Source organism: Alistipes sp. An31A (assembly GCF_002159425.1).
GTDB classification, from domain to species: Bacteria; Bacteroidota; Bacteroidia; order Bacteroidales; family Rikenellaceae; genus Alistipes; species Alistipes excrementigallinarum.
On record NZ_NFIO01000007.1, the window covers coordinates 40,126 to 60,861 of the forward strand.

Consider the following 20,736-nt stretch of genomic DNA (forward strand, 5'->3'; position numbering starts at 1 on the left):
GCCGGAAAAAGGTCCCGAAGATACGGGGCGCGGAAATCCCGCCCGGAACGGAATACGAAAAAGGGGCCCAGGCCCGTTAGAAACGACAGGGAGAGACAGGAAGAACATGCGTAGATTCATCACAGGACTCATCGGAGCGCTTCTGCTCGGTTGCTGCATGCAGGCCCGTGCCCAGTACAACAAGGAGTATTTCTTCTGGATGGGGCAGCGCTGCATGATGGAGAACAACTATCAGGAGGCGATTCGTACGCTCAACACCCTGCTGCGCTTCGACGAGGATGCCTTCGAGGGGTACTTCCTGCGGGGCATCGCCAAATACAACCTCGACGACCTGATTGGCGCCGAGGCCGACTTTTCGACCGCCATCCGCAAGAATCCCGTCTATACGCAGGCCTACACCTACCGGGCGCTCACACGCTCGCAGCTGGGCAACTACGACGATGCGCTGAAGGATTTCCAGGAGGCCATCGAACTGCGGCCCGACCTCCCGGCACCCTACTTCTACCGCGGCATCACGCGGCTGCAGGACAAGCAGTATGCCCTGGCGGTGGAGGATTTCGACAAGTTCATCCGCCAGGAGAACAAGGTGGCCGGCGCCTACATCAACCGCGGCATCGGCTACCTCTATCTGAAGGATACGGTACGCGCCTACGAGAACTTCGACCAGGCCATCCGCACCAACCGCGAGAATCCCGACGGCTACAACCACCGGGGCACGCTCTACATGCAGCAGGAGCGCTACAAGGAGGCCGAGGCGGACTTCAACCGGGCCATCTCCTGCGACTCGGCCTACGTCCCCTCGTACTTCAACCGGGCGCTGGTCTACTCGAACACCAACCGCCCGATGCTGGCGCTCTCGGACTTCGACACCGTCGTGCGGCTCGACTCGACCAACTCGCTCGGATACTTCAACCGCGCGATGCTGCGCGCGCAGATTGGCGACTACAACCGCGCACTCGAGGATTACGACCACGTGGCGCTCTACTCACCCAACAACGTGCTGGTCTACTACAACCGCGCGGGGGTCTACGCCGAGCTGGGTGAAATCGAGAAGGCGGTCCAGGACTACACCTCGGCCATCGAGCTCTACCCCGACTTTGCGAACGCCTACCTCCACCGCGGCTCGCTGCGCGAACTGCTGCGCGACCCCAAGGGGGCCCGCGAGGACCGCGACATCGCCAGCCGCAAAATCGCCGAATACCGCTCGCGGCTGAGCGACAGCACCTATTCGATTTACGCCGACACGACGCAGCGCTTCGACCGCCTGCTCTCGTTCGACAGCAAGCTCTCGGGCAGCGGCCGCATCGGCGGCTACAACGGCAGCGAAGAGGACATGCGCCTGCTGCCGCTCTTCAAGTTCACGCTCATGGAGCCCGACACGGCGCCGGTGGCACGCCCCTACCACGTGCAGCGCGCCGAGGACTTCAAGCGCCGCATCGGCAACCGCTACCTCGAGGTGTCGTGCCGTCCGAGCAACATCCCGGCCGATACGCTCGTCATGCTCGACCAGCGCTACCTGCAGGAGCTGCGCAGCAGCACCTCCTCGTCGTGGACGCTGCTCTTCGAGCGGGGCGTCACGCAGTCGCTCATCAAGCAGTACACCAACTCGGTGAACACCTACACGAGCGCCATCGACCTCAACCCGGCCAATCCGTTCCTCTACTTCAACCGTTCGACCACGCGGGCCGAGATGATTGACTTCATCTCGTCGATTGACAACTCCTACCAGCGGATTTCCATCAACGCCGACCCGGCCAACCGGCTCAACAACAACAGCAAGCGCACGTACAGCTACGACGAGGCCATCGCCGACCTGAACAAGGCCATCAAGCTCTTCCCCGACTTCGCCTACAGCTACTACAACCGCGCCACGCTGCAGGCCCTCTCGGGCAACCTGCCCGAGGCCTTCGAGGACTACACGAAGGCCATCGAGCTCAACCCCGACTTTGCCGAGGCGTACTACAACCGCGGCATCGTCCAGATTCTGATGAAGGATACGCGCAAGGGGTGCCTCGACCTCTCGAAGGCGGGCGAGCTGGGCATCGATGAGGCCTACCGCATCCTCAAGCGCTACGCACAGGGCGAGGAGGAGTGAGGCGCCGCGGCAGAGGGCACGGAAGAGGGCACGGAAGAGAACAGCACGAAAACGACAGGAAAGACAAGAAAGACAGGAAAGACGAATGACAGCAAAGAAGACTTAGAAAACATCCAATAACACAACTCGACTTATGGTAGAAACTATCCAACGCAAACTCAACGACTCGGCGGCCGCCCGCTGGACGGCACTGGTGCTCATCGCACTGATGATGTTCTTCGCCTACATGTTCGTGGACGTGATGTCGCCGCTCAAATCGCTCGTCGAATCGGCCCGTGGCTGGGACAGCGGAACCTTCGGAACCTACGCCGCATCGGAGTACTTCCTCAACGTCTTCGTCTTCTTCCTCATCTTTGCGGGCATCATCCTCGACAAGATGGGCATCCGCTTCACGGGCATGCTCTCGGCCTCGCTCATGGTGGCCGGTGCGGCCATCAAGCTGGTCGGCATCTCGGAGTGGTTCCAGACGACCGAGCTCTGCGCCTGGCTCGACAGCTGGTGGGTATCCTTTCCCGGCAGCGCCAAGGTCGCCTCGCTGGGCTTCATGATTTTCGGCTGCGGCTGCGAGATGGCCGGCACCACCGTATCGAAGTCCATCGCCAAGTGGTTCCAGGGCAAGGAGATGGCCCTCGCCATGGGACTTGAGATGGCCATTGCCCGTCTGGGCGTCTTCGCCGTGATGTGGCTCGCGCCGATGGTTTCGAACATGTTCGACAAGTCGATTGTCGCCCCCGTGGCCTTCTGCACGGCGCTGCTGGTCATCGGTCTGCTCTGCTTCAGCGTCTTCGTGCTGATGGACCGCAAGCTCGACCGGCAGATGATTGCCTCGGGCGAGCTGAAGCTCGAGAAGTCCTCCGACGAGGAGTTCCACGTGCGCGACCTGGGCAAGATTTTCTCGAGCAAGATGTTCTGGCTCGTGGCGCTGCTCTGCGTGCTCTACTACTCGGCCATCTTCCCCTTCCAGCGCTATGCGCCCAACTTCCTCGAGGTGACGCTGCACATCGACGCCGAATCGGCCGCACGGCTCTTCAGCTGCTTCCCGATTCTGGCCATGGTGCTCACCCCCTTCCTCGGTGCGCTGCTTGACTTCCGCGGCAAGGGCGCCACGATGCTCATGATTGGCGCCATCATCATGATTGCCTGCCACCTGAGCTTCGCCTTCCTGCTGCCGATGTTCCCCTCGAAGTGGCTGGCGCTGCTGCTGGTGGTCACGCTGGGTGTCTCGTTCTCGCTCGTTCCGGCCGCCCTGTGGCCCTCGGTGCCGAAGATTATCGACGAAAAGGTGCTCGGCTCGGCCTACTGCGTCATCTTCTGGATTCAGAACATCGGCCTCTGCCTCGTGCCGCTGCTCATCGGCAAGGTACTCGACGCTACGGGCGGCTACGTGATGCCGATGATTATCTTCTCGTCGTTCGGCGTGCTGGCCTTCATCTTCAGCCTCTACCTCAAGATTGAGGACCGCCGCAAGGGCTACGGACTCGAACTTCCGAACATCCGCAAATAGCCGCTGCCGCTTCAACGCAAACGAAAGAGCCCTCCTCCCCGTGCGGGAAGAGGGCTTTTTCCGTATTGATTGATGCGGTCGGGGTGCGGAGCGGCTGGCGGTCTCCAGTCTCCACACCCGCCCGCGGCCCCATCGCGGGGTCACTTCGGGGAGGAGACGATGCGATAGAGCTCCGTGATGCGGTTGCACATCTCCTCCCACGAGAAGCGGCGCCGCTCCTCGAGGCAGTTCTCGCGGAAGCGCGCGAGGGCATCGCCCTCGTACATGCGGCCGATGGCTGCGGCAACCCCCTCGGCCGTCGGCGGGCAGACATACCCCACCCTGCCGTCGGGGACAATCTCGGGAAGGCCTCCGACGGCCGTGACGACCATCGGCGTGCAGAACTGGTAGGCAATCTGCGTCACGCCGCTCTGCGTGGCGCTCTTGTAGGGCTGCACGACGAAGTCGGCCGCCGAGAAGTAGTACTTCACCAGCTCGTCGGGGATGAAGTGGTCGTGGAGCAGCACCTCCCCTTCGAGGCCGCTCTCGGCAATCTGGCGGATGTAGCGTTCGCGCGGGGCATAGAACTCGCCGGCGACGAGCAGCCGGCGCGACGCGGTCTGCCCCGCATCGCGCAGCCGGCGCCACGCCTCGAGCAGCAGGTCGAGCCCCTTGTAGTCGCGAATCAGCCCGAAGAAGAGGACGTAGCTCAGCTGCGGGTCGAGCCCCAGCCGCACGCAGGCCTCGCCGCGGTCGGTGCGCGAGCCGAAGTTCTCGAAGAGGGGGTGGGGCGAGAAGAGCGCCGGGGCGGAGGTATACTCCTTCAGTTCGCCGTGGACCTGCTCCGACATGTAGACGAAGCCGTCGACGGCCGAGAGGAAGTAGCGGTTGAAGGGGCGGTCGACGAAGTGGTGCTCGTGCGGCTCGACGTTGTCGATTTGGCAGAGCACCTTCGTATGGCCGTTGCGCCGCGCCAGGCGGGCGATGGTTCCGAAGCAGGGTGCCATGAAGGGGGTCCAGTACTTGAGCAGGATGAAGTCGGGGGCCTCGCGGCACAGGCTCCACCCCTCGCGGAGCCAGTTGAAGGGGTTCACCGTGTTGACGCAGCGGCGAATCCGCAGGTCGGCCGGCGCGGGGGTCGTGAGCGTCTGGCTCTTGCCGGGAAAGAGCAGCGAGGGGTACTGCACCGTGAAGGTCCTGATATCGACCTGATTGCCCCGCTGCTGGAAGGTGCGGGCCATGATTTCCATGATGGAGGCCAGACCTCCCCGGAAGGGATGGGCCGGGCCCAGTACGGTAATCTTCATAGGCGGCGTGTGTGGTTGGCTCGTGGAGCGGCCGGCGGCACCGGGGCCGAGACCGTTCCGATGCAAAGATACGAAAAATCGGGTCCTCCGCTGCCGGAGGCCCGATTTTTTCACACGCCCGGGGAGGGGCGCAGACGAAGGCGCAAAAACAGATGCCGGCGCGGGCACAGACTCGGCTGCGGGGGCTCGGGGGCCGGGCACAAACTCCGGCTCGGGCACAGGTGCAGACACCGCCCGGGCTCGGGCCGGGCTCCTGCTCGGATTCGGGTGCTGTCCGGGCTCGGACGCCGCACCGTGCTACTGCTCCACGGCCACCGGCTGACGCATCTGCTCGGCCTCGCGACGGCTCGCCGCCACCGACTGCAGCGCCAGGTAGTGCTCGCCGTAGTCGAGCAGGTGCTGCAGCTCGGCGCGGAAGGCGTCCAGATGGCGCTCCTCCTCGGCCACGGCCCGCTCGAAGAGGGCCCGCGTTGCGGCATCCTTCTGCTCGCAGGCGATGCGCGCCGCCTCGTTGTAGCTCGCCACGGTGTTCTGCTCGAGCTGCATGGCCAGACGCAGCATCTCGAGCGGCTCGACCAGCGGCCGGGTGCGGAACGAAGGGTTCATCTCGACGTCGCCCCCCAGAAAGAGAATCCGCTCGGCGAAGAGCTCGATGTGGCGCATCTCGGCGATGGCGACGCGGTGCATCAGCTCGGAGAGGTAGCGGTAGCGCGCATCCTCGAAGTGGACGTGGAAGTAGATATACTGCAGTGACGAGGCAATCTCCTTGCCCACGGCGTCGTTGAGCAGCCCGATGCTTACCCGCTGGCTGCTGTTGCGGGTTTCGGTTGTCGTCTCCATACGAAAAAGGTTTTGCACCCGTTGCGGTGCAAAACCCGTTCCGTATTGTTTGTCCGAGGCCGCCCGACGCCGCTTTTTTACGCGCATGCCGCGCAAGCAGCGCCGCCTGCGGAGCATCGACGCACGCTCCCGTCTGTCCGACCTGCGCTTACGCCCCTGTTCGCTCCCCGTCGCGCGCTGGTTCGCGTTCTTGTTCGCGCCCCGCCCGCGCTCTGGTCTGCGCCCCGGTTCGCGTCCGTGCCCTTATTACTTGTGCTCCGGTTCGCGCCAGGAAATGGCTGCCCGCACGGCCGCCTCGCCCGCCTCGTTGCGGATTTCGAAGAGCGTCTCCCCCTCGCGCGTCTGGCACCCCACGCGGAGCAGCTCGCCGTAGCGGCACTCGTGCAGGAAGTGGATGTCGAGCCGCATCCCCCCGTCGCGGGCGAAGCACTCGACGGGCAGCATGTCGAGGCACATCTCGATGTAGCGCATCGTATTGACGTGGCGGTTGAAGTCGATGTCACTGTAGACCACGCGGTGCTCGACGAAGCGCTCGGGCTCGACCGAGCGGATTTTGCGGGGCTTCTCGGCCGGCGACGGCTCGTCGACAATCGCCTCGTTGTGGGCGCGTCCCACCCACGAGAGGTCGACGGCCGTACGCGTCGTGAGGTCAATCATCGCCCACTGCGTGACGGCCCGCGCAAATTCGTGCCCCGAGGCGTCGCTGAGCGTAAAGTTACGCGTCGAGAGCACCCGTCCGTACTCGTTAATCCACGTGGCGACGGTGTAGTCGGTATACTGCTGCGGGCGCTCGTCGACCTCGATGGCCATGCGCGAGAGGACCCACGAGTGGTTGTCGGCATTGAGCGCATCGACGCCGAAGCCCTTGCCATGGGCGTCGGCACCCGCCACGTTGAGGATGGAGACGCCCAGCGCCGGGAGCGTCGCCCGCAGGGTAAAGTCCACATCCTGAGGCTCGACCCGATATGAATAGAAGGATTTCTGACCCATTTGTCCGAATGCGTTTTGGTTCACACGTCGGAACAAAGATACGAAAAAAGCGTGCCGCGGCGAAAAAAAATCGACCGCCGAAGGCCGCCCTCCGCCGTGGCCGGAGGGTCGACCGACTCCCCGCATACACCCTGGACAGGAGCTCCGGACGACAAAAATTATCGAAAAACGATAAATATTATTTGTTTTTCAAAAAACTAATTGTACATTTGCAAAAAAGAAACCCACACACGTACCGCACATGCAGAACAAGCGACGACTCTACAAGCATCTGATGATTATCTACGTCTTCTACTTCGTGGCGCTGGTCATCGGCTTCCTTTCGACCATCGCCCCGAGCTTCTCGTCGGGCTGGCGCGAGGCGCAGCAGACGATGGATACCGACTTCACGCAGGGCGACGTGCGCACCTACTACGTCTACGCACCGCTGCGCGCCTCGGGCTCGGAGCTGCCCGCCGTCGAAGGGGTCGGTGCGAACACCTCCGTCTCGGTGGACAACGTCCGGCTGCGCGTCACCGTGCCCGAGAAGTACACGGTCTCGAACTCCCTCAAGGTGATGGCCAACAACGGCTTCGCCTACCTTCTCTCGATGCTCACGGGGGTAGCCTATCTGGCGGTCTTCATCCTCATCGCCCTCATCATCAACTCGCTGCGCAAGTCCATCCGCGACGAGCAGCCGCTGCGCCACGGCAACATCGGCCGCACGCGCGCCATCGGCATCCTGATGCTCGTGGCCGCGCTGAGCGAGTCGTTCATGAAGTACATCAACATCCGCGAGGCCGCCACGCTGCTTCAGGGTTCGGCGCTGCAGGTCGACACCACCTTCCCGCTCAACTACTGGAACATCATCGTCGGCATCCTGATGCTCTTCATGGCCGAGGTGCTCGTGGTGGGCACGCAGCTGAGCGAGGAGCAGAAACTGACCATCTAACCGCACGCAAGGAAATGATTTTCACGGATATATATACGAATAACACAAGGGGGGGGTATGGCGATAATCATCAATATTGATGTCATGATGGCCAAGCGCAAAATCTCGCTCGGAGAGCTTGCCGAACGGGTGGACATCACGCCGGCCAATCTTTCGATTCTCAAGAACGGCAAGGCCAAGGCCGTCCGCTTCTCGACGCTCGAGGCGATTTGCCGCGAGCTGGAGTGCCAGCCGGGCGACATCATCGAATACCGCCCCGAACCGGCCCCGAACGAGTAAGACGCCGCAGCTGCGGCCTGCAACGAAACAGACGAAAAACCACTTAATACCAACACTATGAAAAAACTGACAATGCTCCTCGTCGCCCTGACGGCAACGGCGAGCGTCATGGCCCAGGGGCCCATGACTCCGATTCCGGCCGACCCCGAGCTGCGCACGGGCAAGCTGGACAACGGCATGACCTACTACATCCGGCACAACGAAAAGCCGAAGAATCAGGCCGATTTCTACATACTCCACGACGTGGGCGCCATCCAAGAGGAGGACTCGCAGCAGGGTCTGGCACACTTCCTCGAGCACATGGCCTTCAACGGCACAAAAAACCTGCCCGGCAAACAGATGATTGAGTATCTGGAGACCGTCGGCGTGAAGTTCGGCTACAACCTCAACGCCGGAACGACCTGGGACTACACCTGCTACAACATCTCGGACGTGCCGACCCAGCGTCAGGGCGTCATCGACAGCGCCCTGCTCGTCCTGCACGACTGGTCGCACTTCATCGCCCTGCGTCCCGAGGAGATTGACTCGGAGCGCGGCGTCATCATGGAGGAGCTGCGTACGCGCGACGGCGCCTCGTGGCGTTCGACCATGAGCATGCTCCAGGCGCTGGGCAAGGGTACGCTCTACGAGCACCGCAACCTGATTGGCTACCTCGACGGGCTGAAGAACTTCCACCACGACGAGCTGGAGAAGTTCTACAAGTCGTGGTACCGTCCCGACTACCAGGCCGTGATTGTCGTGGGTGACGTGGACGTCGACGCCATCGAGCAGAAAATCAAGACGCTGATGGCCGACATCCCGGCTCCGGCGGCCGACGCCCCGAAGAAGGCCGAGATTGTCGTTCCCGACAACGAGGAGCCCATCGTCAGCATCTTCACCGACCCCGAGATGCAGGGTTCGCGCGTACAGCTCTTCATCAAGCGCCGCGCACTGCCCGAGGTGATGAACAACACCGTGCAGGCCGAGATGCTGGACGTCATCAACTCCTACATGACGGTCATGGAGAACGCCCGTCTTGAGGAGCTCCGCATGAAGCCCGACGCACCGTTCCTCGGCGCCGGCATGGGCTCGGGCGAGGTAGGCGTCATCCCGACGCTCGACGCCACGATTTTCACCGCCGCAACGCAGGACGGAGCACTGGCCCGCGGCTTCGAGGCGCTCTATACCGAGCTGGAGAAGATGCGCCGCTACGGCTTCACGCAGGGTGAGTTCGAGCGCGCCCAGGAGACCCTGATGCGCGACGCCGAGCGCAGCTACGCCAACCGCAACGACCGCACCAACGAGGAGTATGTCGAGGAGTATCTGGCCAACTACCGCAGGAATTCGCCCGTACCCGACGCCAAGACCGAGTGGCAGCTCGACAGCATGCTCATCCGCAACATCACGGTCGACGCCGTGAATGCCGTGGCACAGCAGTTCATCACCCCGACCAACCAGGTCATCTTCGTCACGGCGCCCGAGAAGGAGGGCATCACCAACCCGACGGCCGAAGAGCTGCTGGCCATCCGCGACAAGGTCATCTCGTCGGAGGTCGAGGCCTATGAGGACAACGTGGTCAAGGAGCCGCTGATTCCCGAGGGAACCAAGCTGAAGGGTTCGCCCGTCAAGAAGACGACGACCGACCAGACACTGGGCACCACCGAGTGGACGCTGGCCAACGGCACGCGCATCGTCGTGAAGCCCACGACGTTCAAGGCCGACGAGGTGCGCATGAGCGCCACCGCCAAGGGAGGTCTCTCGCTGCTGAGCGACGAGGAGTACTACATGGGTGAGATGATGCCGAGCATCAACGCCATGTCGGGCATCGGCCGCTTCTCGGCCACGGAGCTCCGCAAGCAGCTCTCGGGCAAGTCGGCTTCGGTGCAGAACAACACCTCGGAGTATGCCAGCACCATCAACGGCAGCTGCTCGCCCAAGGACCTCGAGACGATGCTCCAGCTGCTCTACCTCGACTTCACCTCGCCGCGCTTCGACCAGAACGACTACAACACGCTCATCAACACGCTCAACGCACAGCTGGCCAACGTGGAGTCGAACCCCGACTACCTGGCCCAGAAGCGCTTCCTCGAGGTAAGCTACGGCAACAACCCGCGCCGTCAGATGATTTCGCAGGAGCTCGTCTCGAAGTTCGACTTCGCGAAGCTGCCCGCCATCTACGAGAAGCTCTACCCCAATGCCAACAGCTTCACCTTCATCTTCGTGGGCAACGTCGACCTGGAGACACTCAAGCCGCTGGTCGAGAAGTACATCGGCTCGATTCCCGCCTCGAAGAAGACGAACTTCGTCGACGACAAGGCTTCGGTGGTCAAGGGCGACGTGACGGAGGACTTCCGCGTGGCGATGCAGCAGCCGAAGGTCAACGTGCACTACCTCTTCTCGGGTGATATGCCCTACACCTTCAAGAACAAGCTGGCGCTGACGTTCCTCACGCAGGCGCTCAACGCACGCTACCTCGTCTCGATTCGCGAGGAGAAGGGCGGCACCTACGGCGTGCAGGTCTACGGCACGACCGACTACATCCCGGCCGAGCGCTACGAGATGCACATCGGCTTCGACACCAACGAGGAGATGGCCGACGAGCTGCGCGAGATTGTGATGAAGGAGCTCCGGCAGATTGCCGACAACGGCCCGCTGACCGAGGATATCGAGAAGACGCGCGAGTTCCTGCTCAAGAACTGGCAGAACACGCTCGAGCAGAACGGCAGCTGGGTGGGTTACCTCCAGTCGAAGTACGGCAGCGGTCTGGACTTCGTCCGCGAATACAAGAGCGCCGTGGAGGCTCTGACCAACGCCGACGTGCAGGCCATGGCCCGCAAGGTGCTTGAGGACGGCAACCTGGTGAAGGTCATCATGCGCCCGGCACCTGCCGAAGAGAAGTAATCCACCGCATGCTTGGGGAGGCAGCCTCCCGAGCACTTCGGAACTCAACTCCGGACCCCTCTTTTGGGGGGCCCGGAGTTTTTTTTGCGCAGATACGGCAGCAGGGGCCGGCCTGAATGCAGCGGGGACAGAAGCCGGGAGCGGGAACGGTTCGTGCCGGGAGCGGGGACAGGGACGCGCCGGGAGCGGGAACGGGAACGTGCCGGAGAAAGAGCGCCGGGGCGGGGACAGGAGCGGAGACAGGCCAGCGGGGGCGGAAGGCCGGGGGACGAGCGCCGGGGCGGGAACAGGAGCGGAAGCGATTAAAGGAGCGGAGAGAGGCCAGCGGGGGCGGAAGGCCGCCGGGGAACGAGCGCCGGAAGTAACCGAAAACGATGTCGTACTTCCCCGCAAGGGCTCAATTCCGGTCAGACAATGCCCCCGAGCCGCATGCTCACCCGCAACACCCCTCCGCCAACTTCCGCCCCCTCTCCGCCGCGACGCCACCCCCTCCGCGCATCGTCCTGCTGCCCTCCACCACCCCTCGCTCCATACCTCTGCCAACTTCCCCTCGCCTGCACCACCACGCGGCCTGTTTCTGCCCCGCTCCGCCCGCTCCTGCTCTTCCGGAAGGGCCGAAGAGGCCCCCCGCAGGGCCGGGCACCGGCTCCCATCGCCCAAATACGCACAACCGACCCATCGTCCGAACACGCACAAAAAAAGAGCGGCATCCGCTGCCGGATGCCGCCCCATGGAACGGATGCGCCGCCTCTACTCGAGGTCGTCGCCCGTATCGTCCGCTACGGGCGGGTCGTAGGACTCGGCCGGCGTATTGGCCTCAATCCACTCCTCGCTGAGCAGGTCCTCGGCCTTGAAGTCGAGGTCCTCGATACGGCTTACCGTAATCTGATACTGGGCATAGTCGCGCGACCCGCCCGAATAGGTGCTCTGCTTCGAATAGATGGCAAAGAGACCCAGCACGTTGCCCACGGCGCCGTCCTTCGGAATCGGCTTCATGGCAAAGCGCGAATAGCCGCTCGTGCGCACCGTATAGACACCCGGGTCGGAGGTATAGGTCGCCTGGGGATTGTAGGAGATGAGCACCGAGGCATAGAGCTTCTCGTTGTTGACGCTGTAGGCCCAGCGGTACCAGGGCTGGAACAGCACGGGACGCACGTCGGTGCAGGTCCACGTCGGATAGCTGTTATCGTAGGTGCCGTTCTTCATGGCCGTCGGAACCTCGCCGTTCTGGTTCTTCACGCCGGCATAGCGGACCGTGATGTCCGAGAAGCGGACCAGACGGCCCAGATTCTTCAGCGCCGACTCCTCGTCGGTCACCAGCGTCGTGTAGTTGCTGCTGTTCACCTCGAGGATGTCCCCGTCCTCGAGCTTGCAGGGCTCGCCCGGCAGCACGTGAGCGTCGATGTCGGCAGCCAGTTCGAGGTTCGAGTTGGCATAGAACTTATGCTCCTGCACGACGTTGTAGGAGTCCGACGGAGCGTCGCCCAGCGAGAGCATCATGCGGTAGTTGCCCAGGTAGAGGTCGCGCAGCAGGACATAAACCCAGGTGCTCTCCTTCGTATCGAGGTTGAGCTTGTAGGTCGTGTAGAGCGTACCGCTGAGCTTGAGCTCGATGGCGGCCGTACCGTCGTAGATGTAGAGCGACTTGTAGATGTTGCCCTGCTCGTCGCTCGAAATCACCTTGCCCTTGATGTAGTAGTTGGCAGCCTCGGGCCAGAATGCGGTTCCCGCGCTCTCGAACTCATCTTCGCCCGCGTAGGCCTCGCCCAGCTTGAGCGCCTTGGTGTCGTCCCAGCTCGTGTTTTGACCCGTACCCGAGAGGGAACCGAAACGATTGACAAACTCCTTCTTGAGGTCGAGAATCGAGATATGGGTCAGACCCATGCCCGCCACCTCGTCCTCCTGCCACACCTTTATCTTCGGCGTGTCGAAGTCGTTGTAGCAGCCGACGGTCAGCAGAGCGACGGCCGCAGCCAGAAATATCTTAACGCTTTTCATTGATGCTTATTTTCGGATTAAAAACGGAAATATACATTCAGGTAGTAGGTCGTACCGAGCATGTAGAAGTACTTCGAGTCGAAACGCTTGTACTGCGTACCCTTGTCGGTGCGGACGCGGTTGAGTCGCATCTGCTCGTAACCGCCCGTACGGATGTCCTGGTCGTTGAGCAGGTTCTTCACCTCGAGGCTGAAGCCGAGCATGTACTGACGGTGGATGTACCAGTTCTTGCCGATGCTGGCGCTCAGCGTGAAGGCCGGGTCGAACTTCTCCTGCTTCTGCATCGTACGGATGGCCTGCACGGCGGCTACCTGCTCCTCGACCGACGAAGAGGACGAGGAGAGCACGTCGAGGTAGCTGCGGATGACGGTCGACGTACGGTAAAGCGGGTTCATCGAGAGGTAGACCTTGTCGTAGTAGTTGAAGTTGACCGATGCGAACCAGTTGCGCGGGCCGCGGAAGTCAAGGCCGATGTTGGCGGCCAGCTGCGGCGAGCTCTCCACATGCATCCCCTCCCAGTGTACGCGGTCGTTCTTGACCACCTCCTCGCTGTTGTCGATGGTCTGCACGAAGTTGGGGTCCGACGTATAGGTGTAGTCACCCCAGCTCAGGGCGCCCACTACCGAAAGGCCGTTCCAGATGGGAACCGACACACCCAGCTCGACGCCGTAGTAGCGCTTGTCGATGCCGCTCATGGCGAAGTTGGTGTAGGAGTGGCGCAGGTCGTCGTAGAACGAAATGACCTTCGCCTGGTTGGTCATCTCGGTGTAGTAACCCGACAGACGAGCCTTGATGTAGGGCAGGTTGAGGTTGTAGGTCAGGTCGAGACCCAGCACGTTCTCGGCCGTCAGACCCGGCGTGGTGGTGTTGCGCGTACGCGGCGATACGAACGAGTTGACGAACTTCGGGGCGTTCTGCATGTAGACGATGCTGGCCTCGAGCGAGTGGGCGCCCGAGAACTTGTAGCCGAAGTTGCCCTTGAGGTTGTAGGTCAGGTAGCCGAGCTTCTTCGAGTCGCCGTACGAGTTGTCGGCGAAGAGGCCCTTGCGCCACAGACCCTCGCGGTACATCGACGAATAGCCGACCTCACCGCCGATGTTCATCGAGAAGCCGCCCGTTGCGTAGTTGTAGAAGGCCCAGGCGCTCCCTTCGAGCAGGTGCGCGCGGTAGTTGTAGTTGAACTTGTCGCCTTCACGCACGATGCGGGCATGGCCGTTCTGGAGGTAGTAGTCCAGGTCGTTCTGGTAGTTGACGGGGTCCTGACCCTGGTCACGCTCGGCGAACTTGTCGATGTCGTACCAGTAGTCGCCGCCCAGCAGGTCCTTGATTTCGTCGTAGTACCACGTCCGGTTGGCACGCAGGTTGACTCCGCCGACGATGCGCATCTTGTTGTTGATTTGGTGGGCGACGTTGGCCGCGAAGTTGTAGTCGAGCTGGTCGGTGTGGCGCTCCTCGATGATGATGTTCGAGCGGCGCTGGTTCTCACCGGCATACTGGGCCAGCGTCGGGTCGACATACTGATTGTCGCGGTAGAAGCGGTCGAAGTCGAGCATTCCTGTCCACACCTCGCCGGCGTGCTTGGCGCGCTGCAGCAGGTCGTAGATGCCCTTGTCGGAGGTTACGCCCGGAACAATCTGGTTGAGGAAGTACGAAGGCAGATAACGGTAGTAGTCACCGCGCGGGTCGCCCGAGTCCTTCCACGAGAGGGCCGAGTAGCCGTTCTTGCCGAAGCGCAGCGACGTGGCGGCCGACAGGCGCGTCCGCTCCGAGATGTCCCACGTGTAGGTCAGCATGGCGATGGGCTCGTGCGTGTTGCGGATGCGCGAGTTGCGCAGCTTGCCGTCCTGATAACCGACGTTGGGGTTGTAGTAGTGGTTGCCGAAGAGGTTGTAGGCCTCCTCGGTCGAAGCCTGCTGCGCACCGCGCTCCGTGGGCGAGGCCATGATGGTCAGACCCAGACGGTGGTTGTCGCCGAAGCGCTTCTCGACCGAACCGAAGTAGGCATAGGAGTTGTAGTAGACACCGTCCACATAGCCGTTGCCGCCCTGACGCGTGCCGACCGAGAAGCCGTACGACCAGCCGTTGTCAAGCTGACCCGAGGCGTAGGAGACCATCACGCGGAAGCGGTAGAGCTGCGTGGCGTTCGAGACGCTCACGCGCAGGCCCTTGCGCATCTGCGAGGCGCGGGCGTTGATGTTCGTCTGACCGGCGATGCCGCCCAGACCGTAGTCCGTGAAACCGAGACCCGAAATGGTCTCCTGGTTGCGCGTCGCATCGTTCAGACCGCTCCACAGCGACCAGGGGCCGTAGCCCGTCATGGCGTCGTTGAAGCGGATGCCGTTCAGATAGATGTCCTGATACTGCGAGTCGTAGCCGCGCACGTTGAAGCGCATCTCGCTGAAGCGGTACGAGGCGATGTTCGTAAAGACATCCTTCGACGCCGAGAGGGCCGACGGAAGCGGCTGCTCGTCGGACGAAGAGCTGTCCATGTCGAGCTCGGCAAAAATCTGGTCATCGAAGGCCTCGGGGCTCGTCAGGGGCGATACGACCACCGACTGGAGGTCCTTCACCGTATTGCCGACGCGCACCACCATGTCGAGCTCCTCGAAGTCGGGCGTAGTGAACGTAATGCGGTGGTTGCCGGCCGGCAGGTTCTCGATTTCGAAGTTACCGTTCTCATCCGTCGTCACCGTCAGGCCCGTGGACTCGAGGGTAACCTTCACGTTGCTCAGCGCTTCGCGTCCCAGGCGGGAAACCACCTTGCCGCGCACGCCTCCGTCCTGAGCCCAGGAGACCGTAGCGGTCGTCACGGCGAGCAGAAGAAAGAGTAGAGATTTCAGTTTCATACAGTTATGTTAAGTGTTATTTGGCTATGTAGATATAGACGGGGAAGTGGTCGCTGAAGCCGCCCTGGAAATCGTTGCCCACGAACGTACGCAGCGGGTAGCCCTTGTACTGGCCCTCCTTCTGGAGCATGTAGGGGCGGCGGAAGATGCCGCCGTAGTACTTCGACTTGCCCACGCGCTGGATTTTCAGCGCACCGGTCGAGCCCGTGGCGAGGTTGTCCGAGACGATGATGTTGTCGAAGAGGTTCCAGGCATCGCGGTAGGCCAGCGTGCCGTAACCCGCCTTGAGCAGCGCGATGAAGGGGTTGAACATGTCGCCCGCCTTCACGTCGGAGATTTTGCCCTTGGCGTGCAGACCCTCGATGACGCTGTCGTCCGTCGCGTCGTCGTTCAGGTCACCCATGACGACCACCTTCACCTCGGGACGGAGCATCTTGACCGAGTCGACAATCGAGCGCACCTGCCGTGCGGCGGCCATGCGCAGCGAGGCCGAGGCCTCCTTGCCGCCCAGACGCGACGGCCAGTGGCTCACCAGGAAGAAGAAGGGCTCCGACTCGATGGTTCCCCACATCGTGACGAAGTCACGCGTACGGAAGTCGGGACGGCCCGGCATGTTGAACTTGATGGCCTGGCTGCCCTCGAGCTTGAAGACGTCGGGGCGGTAGAAGAAGCCCACATCGACACCGCGGGCGTCGGGCGAGTCGTAGTGTACGACCCGGTAGTTGCCGGGGGCGAGCTTCGGAGTGGCAATCACATCCTCCATCACCGCACGGTTCTCGATTTCCGACACGCCGATGACAATCGGGTAATCCTTGTCCTGAGCGGCGATGTCGAAGAGCACGCGCTCCAGGTTGCCGATTTTGCGCGTGTACTTGGCCGTGTTCCAGCGCTTCGGCCCGTCGGGCGTGAACTCCTTGTCGAGCACGTCGGGGTCGGGAATCGTATCGAACAGGTTCTCGAAGTTGTAGAAGACCACTTTATAGGGCTTCTGCGCGAAACCGGCCACGAGCAGCACGGCAAACAGTCCTGTAAGAAGAATTTTCTTCATCATAAAGCTATTGAGTTTGATTCGATTCAGGTTCGTATCTCCTGTATTGGTTGTATCAGTTGCTGATGCCCCAGTCCGACAGCACGAGTCGCTCCTTGACGGCGGCACCGTCGGCCGAGAGGTTGTGGAAGAACTCGAAGCCGGTGAACTCCTCCACCTCGCGCACCGAGTATGCGGCGTCGCCCAGCGTCATGCCGTCGGCCGATGCGTCGTTGGGATAGATGAAGCCGATGGCGCGCAGCTCGTCGGCCGTACACTCCGAGATGGGCTTGTCGCGGAACTCCTTGCGGGCCTGGACCATCACCTTCCAGCAGTGCGACGGCACGGCGATGGGGCCGTTGGCGTTGCTGATGCTCTTCGAGCTCTTGAAGCTGGCACCCGTCACGACGTAGAGCGTGTCGTAGCGGCCCGTTCCGGCCCACGTGCGCTCGCTGTTCTCGAGGTTGCCCCACGAACCGCCGTTGAACGAGCCGTTCTGCGGCATCATGTTGGTGGCATAGAAGGTCTGGGCGTTGGTCTCCCAGGTATTGTATCGCGATGCCGAGGAGAGCATGTGACCGCGCTGGTAGCCGCCCTGGCCATAGCTGCGGATGATGTACTGCTGGTCCTGCTCCGCGATGGCGGGCTGCGTCACGTTGCGGCTGACCACCCGGTAGTAGGGGCTCGACGAGGTGTATTCGGTCTGCGTATCGTCGTAGGCCCAGGCGTTGGTGCGCCCCTGGGTGGTACCGCCGACCTCGTAGCTGCGGCCGGTCCAGTAGCTCGCATGCTGCGGATAGGCGACCCAGTTCGAGACGTGGCGGTCGAGGTCGTAGCAGATGGAGTAGTTGCGTACGCGCTTGCCGTTCGACAGGGTCGTATAGTAGGTTTTGTAGACATAATCGGCCTCCGCACGGTAGAGGGGCTGTTCGCCCCAGGCGCGGTCGTAGTCGGCCGAGACGGAGAACGAGGTCTGCGTCATGGTGAAATCGGCCGTATAGCCGTCGGAGAAAAGCACGCGGAGCGTCGCCTCACGGTCCGACGCGGCGGTGTTCTTCTTCATGTAGATGTAGATGGGCTTGCCGACGGCAACCGTAGTCTCCAGAACGGAGGAGGCAAGGTCGAACGAGCACCACTCGGTGTCGCCCTGCGTCAGGATGGTTGCCGTACAGGTCAGATTCCGGTCGCCCTGGGTCTGGATGCTGTTTGTCGTGGCGTTGCAGTTCACGGTTCCGGCCGCGAGCCAGGCTTTCGAACTGGCGGAGCCCTGCGACTCGTCGCCGCAACCCACGAATATCGTGAGTATCGACAGCAGGATGACAGACAGAATTACCGGTTTGAATTTCAGCATGATAAAAAACCGATGAAATTTCAGAAAAAAGACATGTAAAGAAACCAAACTCTTGGCGGAGTGTTACCCCCGCCAAGAGTGGTTGGTTTAAAAGTCGGTTTCCTCGACTGCGGATGGAATGCCGGCAGCGGTTACTCGTATTCCAGAACAACCTTTACAGCCTGTGCATTCTTACCCTTGATGGCATAGATGCGATAGGCAACACCGGCATCGGTACCCGTCAGATTAAAGGTCAAATCCGATGCAAGCTTCTGAGCATCCTCCGGCCACTTGGAAGCCTCGCCGCCGGCAACAGCGGTGGTAGAGTCCTCCGGATAGATTGCGACCTGAGCCGTAGACGAGGCACCCTTGCGGTTCGTAATCGTAACCTTAACGAGTTTCTTGCCCGAAACGGCAGGAACGGTCAGATAGCTGCCCTCATTCGATTTTGCTTCGAACATCACGTAGTTGCCATCGGTGTAGTACTTCAGATAACGGTACTTGAAGGTATAGCCACCCGTAGAGAAGGTTTGCTCGGTTGCACTGCTGGACCCGGGAATGTCGTACGACGAGGTCGAGAAATCAAGCTCGATGGTCTCGGCTCCTGCAGCGGCAGCCTTGGCCTGCGTCAGCTCTACCGTAGCGAGCGTCTCGCTGCCGACCTTGGCAACCAGCTGGGCCGTGAAGGCGGCATCGGTGGTGTTGTCACCGGCAACCGATACCGTTACCGACGAAGCGTCCTGCGCGGTGATGCTGAACTTGTCGGCATCGGTACCCACGATGTCCATATCGACGCTGCCCGTGATGTTCTGAGCGGTGAAGCCCACCTTCTGGGGCTCGGCGCCCGTTGCGGCGAAGGAGAGCGACGTCTTGTCGAACTTCACGCTCGGCGTGGTGGTGTTGGAGACGAGCTTCGTGGCGGCAATCGTGAAGCGAGCGCCGTTGCCGGTCGTGTAGATGAACCAGCCGTAGGCATCCACCACCTGATTGAGGTAGCTGTCGATGTTGAGGCTTTCGGCCGGAGCTTCAATCGAACCCGAATGCGACGAGTCGAACGAGAGGTTCATGTTGTAGAAGTCGCCATCCTTGTAGAGCTCACCCGGCAGCTTCACGAAGACAACCTTGTTGGCGTCGATAATCGACTGGATGTTCGAAGCGTTGACCTCGGTGGCCGAAGGCTCCGTAACGGTCGTCGTACCGGTCTTGGTCACCGTAGCCGAAGCGGCGAACTGCAGCGCCTGGTTGTAGGTCGTAACCTGACCGTCGAGCGTAACAACCGAGCCCACCTCGGGAATCTCCTTGTTGTAGCCGCGGAATACGAGGATTGCACCCGTAGCATCCTGGATAACGAACGAACGCTGCGTAACGGCCATCACCGTTGCATTCTCCACCTTGTAGGCACCCTCGCCGCCGGCAAGAATCTCGGAGATGGTAGCCGACGAGCTCTGAATCGTGAAGCGGGGGTTCGTCAGACCGGCAACATCCTCGGCATTGCGCGGGAAGAGCTGTACCGTTACGGCACCGGCGTTATCACTCTGATAGCAGTTGGCCACGCCGACAATCGGACCGCTGAGGTTCGAGATAGCGGTGGCGCCGAAGCCCTCGTTACCGGTCTTGTTGGTGCGAACGACAAACGACTCACCCTTGTCGGTTACGAAGTTGGCATTGTACTGCTGAGCATAGGTAGTCCCTTCGGCATACTCCGAAGCGGTCTGCACGTTGGGCAGCGTCACCAGCTGCGACTCGTACTTGGCGATGTCGGCGGGCGAAGCGAGCTCGACCGGCGTAATCTCGACACCCTCCTCAAGCACGGTTACCGTAGCGCTGTTCGAAAGGCTGAGCTGGAGCGTACCGTTGTACTTCTGCACCTGCGCGCCGGCAAGCGAAATCTTCAGCAACTGGCCCGTCTTCCAGGTCGACACGTTGTTGTGGTTAATCATCAGACCCGAGTTCTCGGCATTGTCGACATCCTGGATGACCGTCAGGTACTTGTTGCCCATGTTGGGCGTCTCGCCCGGGTCGCCCGAGATAACACCGATGATGTCGCCCAGAGCCAGAATCTCGGCCGAAGCGTCCACCTTGGTCATCGTGGGGTTCATCGCTGCAACCAGCGCACGAACCTCGGCCACGTTGGTCTCACCGGTGGTCGAGCCCGAGCCGTTCTGCATCACGGTCACCGTGGCGTGCTTGGTGATGGGATAGCCCATCAGCTCGCCCGTAGCCGAGAGGTCGAAGACAGCCGTGCGCGCCTCTTCTGTGGCTCCCAGCTCAAAGGTAAGTTGCGTCGTACCGCCGTTGCCGCCGTTCACGCTGGGAGTACACCAGGTATCCGAGCCCTCGGTCTTCGAGACCAGGGTCCACTTTCCGGCAGAAACAACTTCGACGGCTTCGGTCGTACCGGCGGAAAGGTCATGAGCAACCGTCACGGCCTCTTTTCCGTTGACCGTAATTGAGGGTTCTACGCCAGAGCCCTCCGAATCATCGCTCGAACATGCGACGAAGGCCGTCACAGCCATCATCGAGAAGAACAATGTCCTCCAAAAATTCAATCGTTTCATAAAAAAGTAAAAAAATTAATGAATATGTGAGGTCTTATAATTATTCGTATTTGTCCCATAACGGGTTACATTATGGAGCCTATTTCACGCTGTAAAGATAAAATTATTTTTCGACAAAGCAAGCCGGCATCCCCAGCATTTAACACACATTTAATACCCCGCTCTCCACAAT

13 protein-coding genes are annotated in these 20,736 nt (G+C 61.4%); 5 read left to right on the forward strand and 8 right to left on the reverse strand.

Features of this window, described 5'->3' with window-relative positions; genetic code table 11:
- Positions 1-106: 106 nt before the first annotated feature.
- Both B5F90_RS07375 and B5F90_RS07380 read left to right on the forward strand, forming a co-directional pair.
- Positions 107-2,095 carry a tetratricopeptide repeat protein gene (locus B5F90_RS07375; protein ID WP_087362159.1) on the forward strand — a complete coding sequence of 663 codons (1,989 nt, stop codon included), beginning with the start codon at positions 107-109 and terminating at the stop codon, positions 2,093-2,095.
- A gap of 133 nt (positions 2,096-2,228) precedes the next feature.
- Positions 2,229-3,599, forward strand: coding sequence for an MFS transporter (locus B5F90_RS07380; RefSeq protein WP_204229535.1), 1,371 nt, complete (start codon positions 2,229-2,231; stop codon positions 3,597-3,599).
- A gap of 140 nt (positions 3,600-3,739) precedes the next feature.
- Here B5F90_RS07380 and B5F90_RS07385 read toward each other — a convergent pair whose 3' ends face one another.
- The 3 genes from B5F90_RS07385 to B5F90_RS07395 all read right to left on the reverse strand — a co-directional run bounded on the left by B5F90_RS07385 (position 3,740) and on the right by B5F90_RS07395 (position 6,715).
- Positions 3,740-4,885, reverse strand: a complete 1,146-nt coding sequence (locus tag B5F90_RS07385) for a glycosyltransferase (RefSeq protein WP_087362160.1) — start codon at positions 4,883-4,885, stop codon at positions 3,740-3,742.
- Positions 4,886-5,182: 297 nt separating this feature from the next.
- A complete protein-coding gene (locus B5F90_RS07390; protein ID WP_087362161.1) occupies positions 5,183-5,725 on the reverse strand; it encodes a ferritin-like domain-containing protein in 543 nt (180 codons plus the stop codon).
- A gap of 246 nt (positions 5,726-5,971) precedes the next feature.
- The gene (locus B5F90_RS07395; protein WP_087362162.1) at positions 5,972-6,715 is read right to left on the reverse strand and encodes an acyl-ACP thioesterase domain-containing protein; all 744 of its coding nucleotides are present in this window, start codon (positions 6,713-6,715) and stop codon (positions 5,972-5,974) included.
- A 241-nt stretch (positions 6,716-6,956) separates the two neighbouring features.
- Here B5F90_RS07395 and B5F90_RS07400 point away from each other — a divergent pair, with 241 nt between their 5' ends.
- The 3 genes from B5F90_RS07400 to B5F90_RS07410 all read left to right on the forward strand — a co-directional run bounded on the left by B5F90_RS07400 (position 6,957) and on the right by B5F90_RS07410 (position 10,805).
- Positions 6,957-7,646 (forward strand): DUF2975 domain-containing protein, encoded by a 690-nt coding sequence (locus B5F90_RS07400; RefSeq protein WP_087362163.1) that lies wholly within the window; start codon positions 6,957-6,959, stop codon positions 7,644-7,646.
- Positions 7,647-7,703: 57 nt separating this feature from the next.
- A complete protein-coding gene (locus B5F90_RS07405; RefSeq protein WP_087362164.1) occupies positions 7,704-7,925 on the forward strand; it encodes a helix-turn-helix transcriptional regulator in 222 nt (73 codons plus the stop codon).
- 72 nt (positions 7,926-7,997) lie between these two features.
- Positions 7,998-10,805, forward strand: a complete 2,808-nt coding sequence (locus B5F90_RS07410) for a M16 family metallopeptidase (RefSeq protein WP_087362165.1) — start codon at positions 7,998-8,000, stop codon at positions 10,803-10,805.
- 750 nt (positions 10,806-11,555) lie between these two features.
- Here the strand turns inward: B5F90_RS07410 and B5F90_RS07415 are convergent.
- The 5 genes from B5F90_RS07415 to B5F90_RS07435 form a co-directional block, all read right to left on the reverse strand.
- Complete coding sequence (locus B5F90_RS07415) at positions 11,556-12,803, reverse strand: DUF5689 domain-containing protein (protein WP_087362166.1); 1,248 nt, start codon at positions 12,801-12,803, stop codon at positions 11,556-11,558.
- A gap of 17 nt (positions 12,804-12,820) precedes the next feature.
- Positions 12,821-15,649, reverse strand: coding sequence for a carboxypeptidase-like regulatory domain-containing protein (locus B5F90_RS07420; RefSeq protein WP_199792074.1), 2,829 nt, complete (start codon positions 15,647-15,649; stop codon positions 12,821-12,823).
- A 16-nt stretch (positions 15,650-15,665) separates the two neighbouring features.
- Positions 15,666-16,697: a nuclease gene (locus B5F90_RS07425; RefSeq protein WP_087362167.1), complete on the reverse strand. Its 1,032-nt coding sequence runs from the start codon at positions 16,695-16,697 to the stop codon at positions 15,666-15,668.
- Between the two features lie 55 nt (positions 16,698-16,752).
- The gene (locus B5F90_RS07430) at positions 16,753-18,027 is read right to left on the reverse strand and encodes a DNA/RNA non-specific endonuclease (protein WP_239307764.1); all 1,275 of its coding nucleotides are present in this window, start codon (positions 18,025-18,027) and stop codon (positions 16,753-16,755) included.
- Positions 18,028-18,158: 131 nt separating this feature from the next.
- Complete coding sequence (locus B5F90_RS07435; protein ID WP_143256130.1) at positions 18,159-20,564, reverse strand: DUF5689 domain-containing protein; 2,406 nt, start codon at positions 20,562-20,564, stop codon at positions 18,159-18,161.
- Positions 20,565-20,736: the final 172 nt, after the last annotated feature.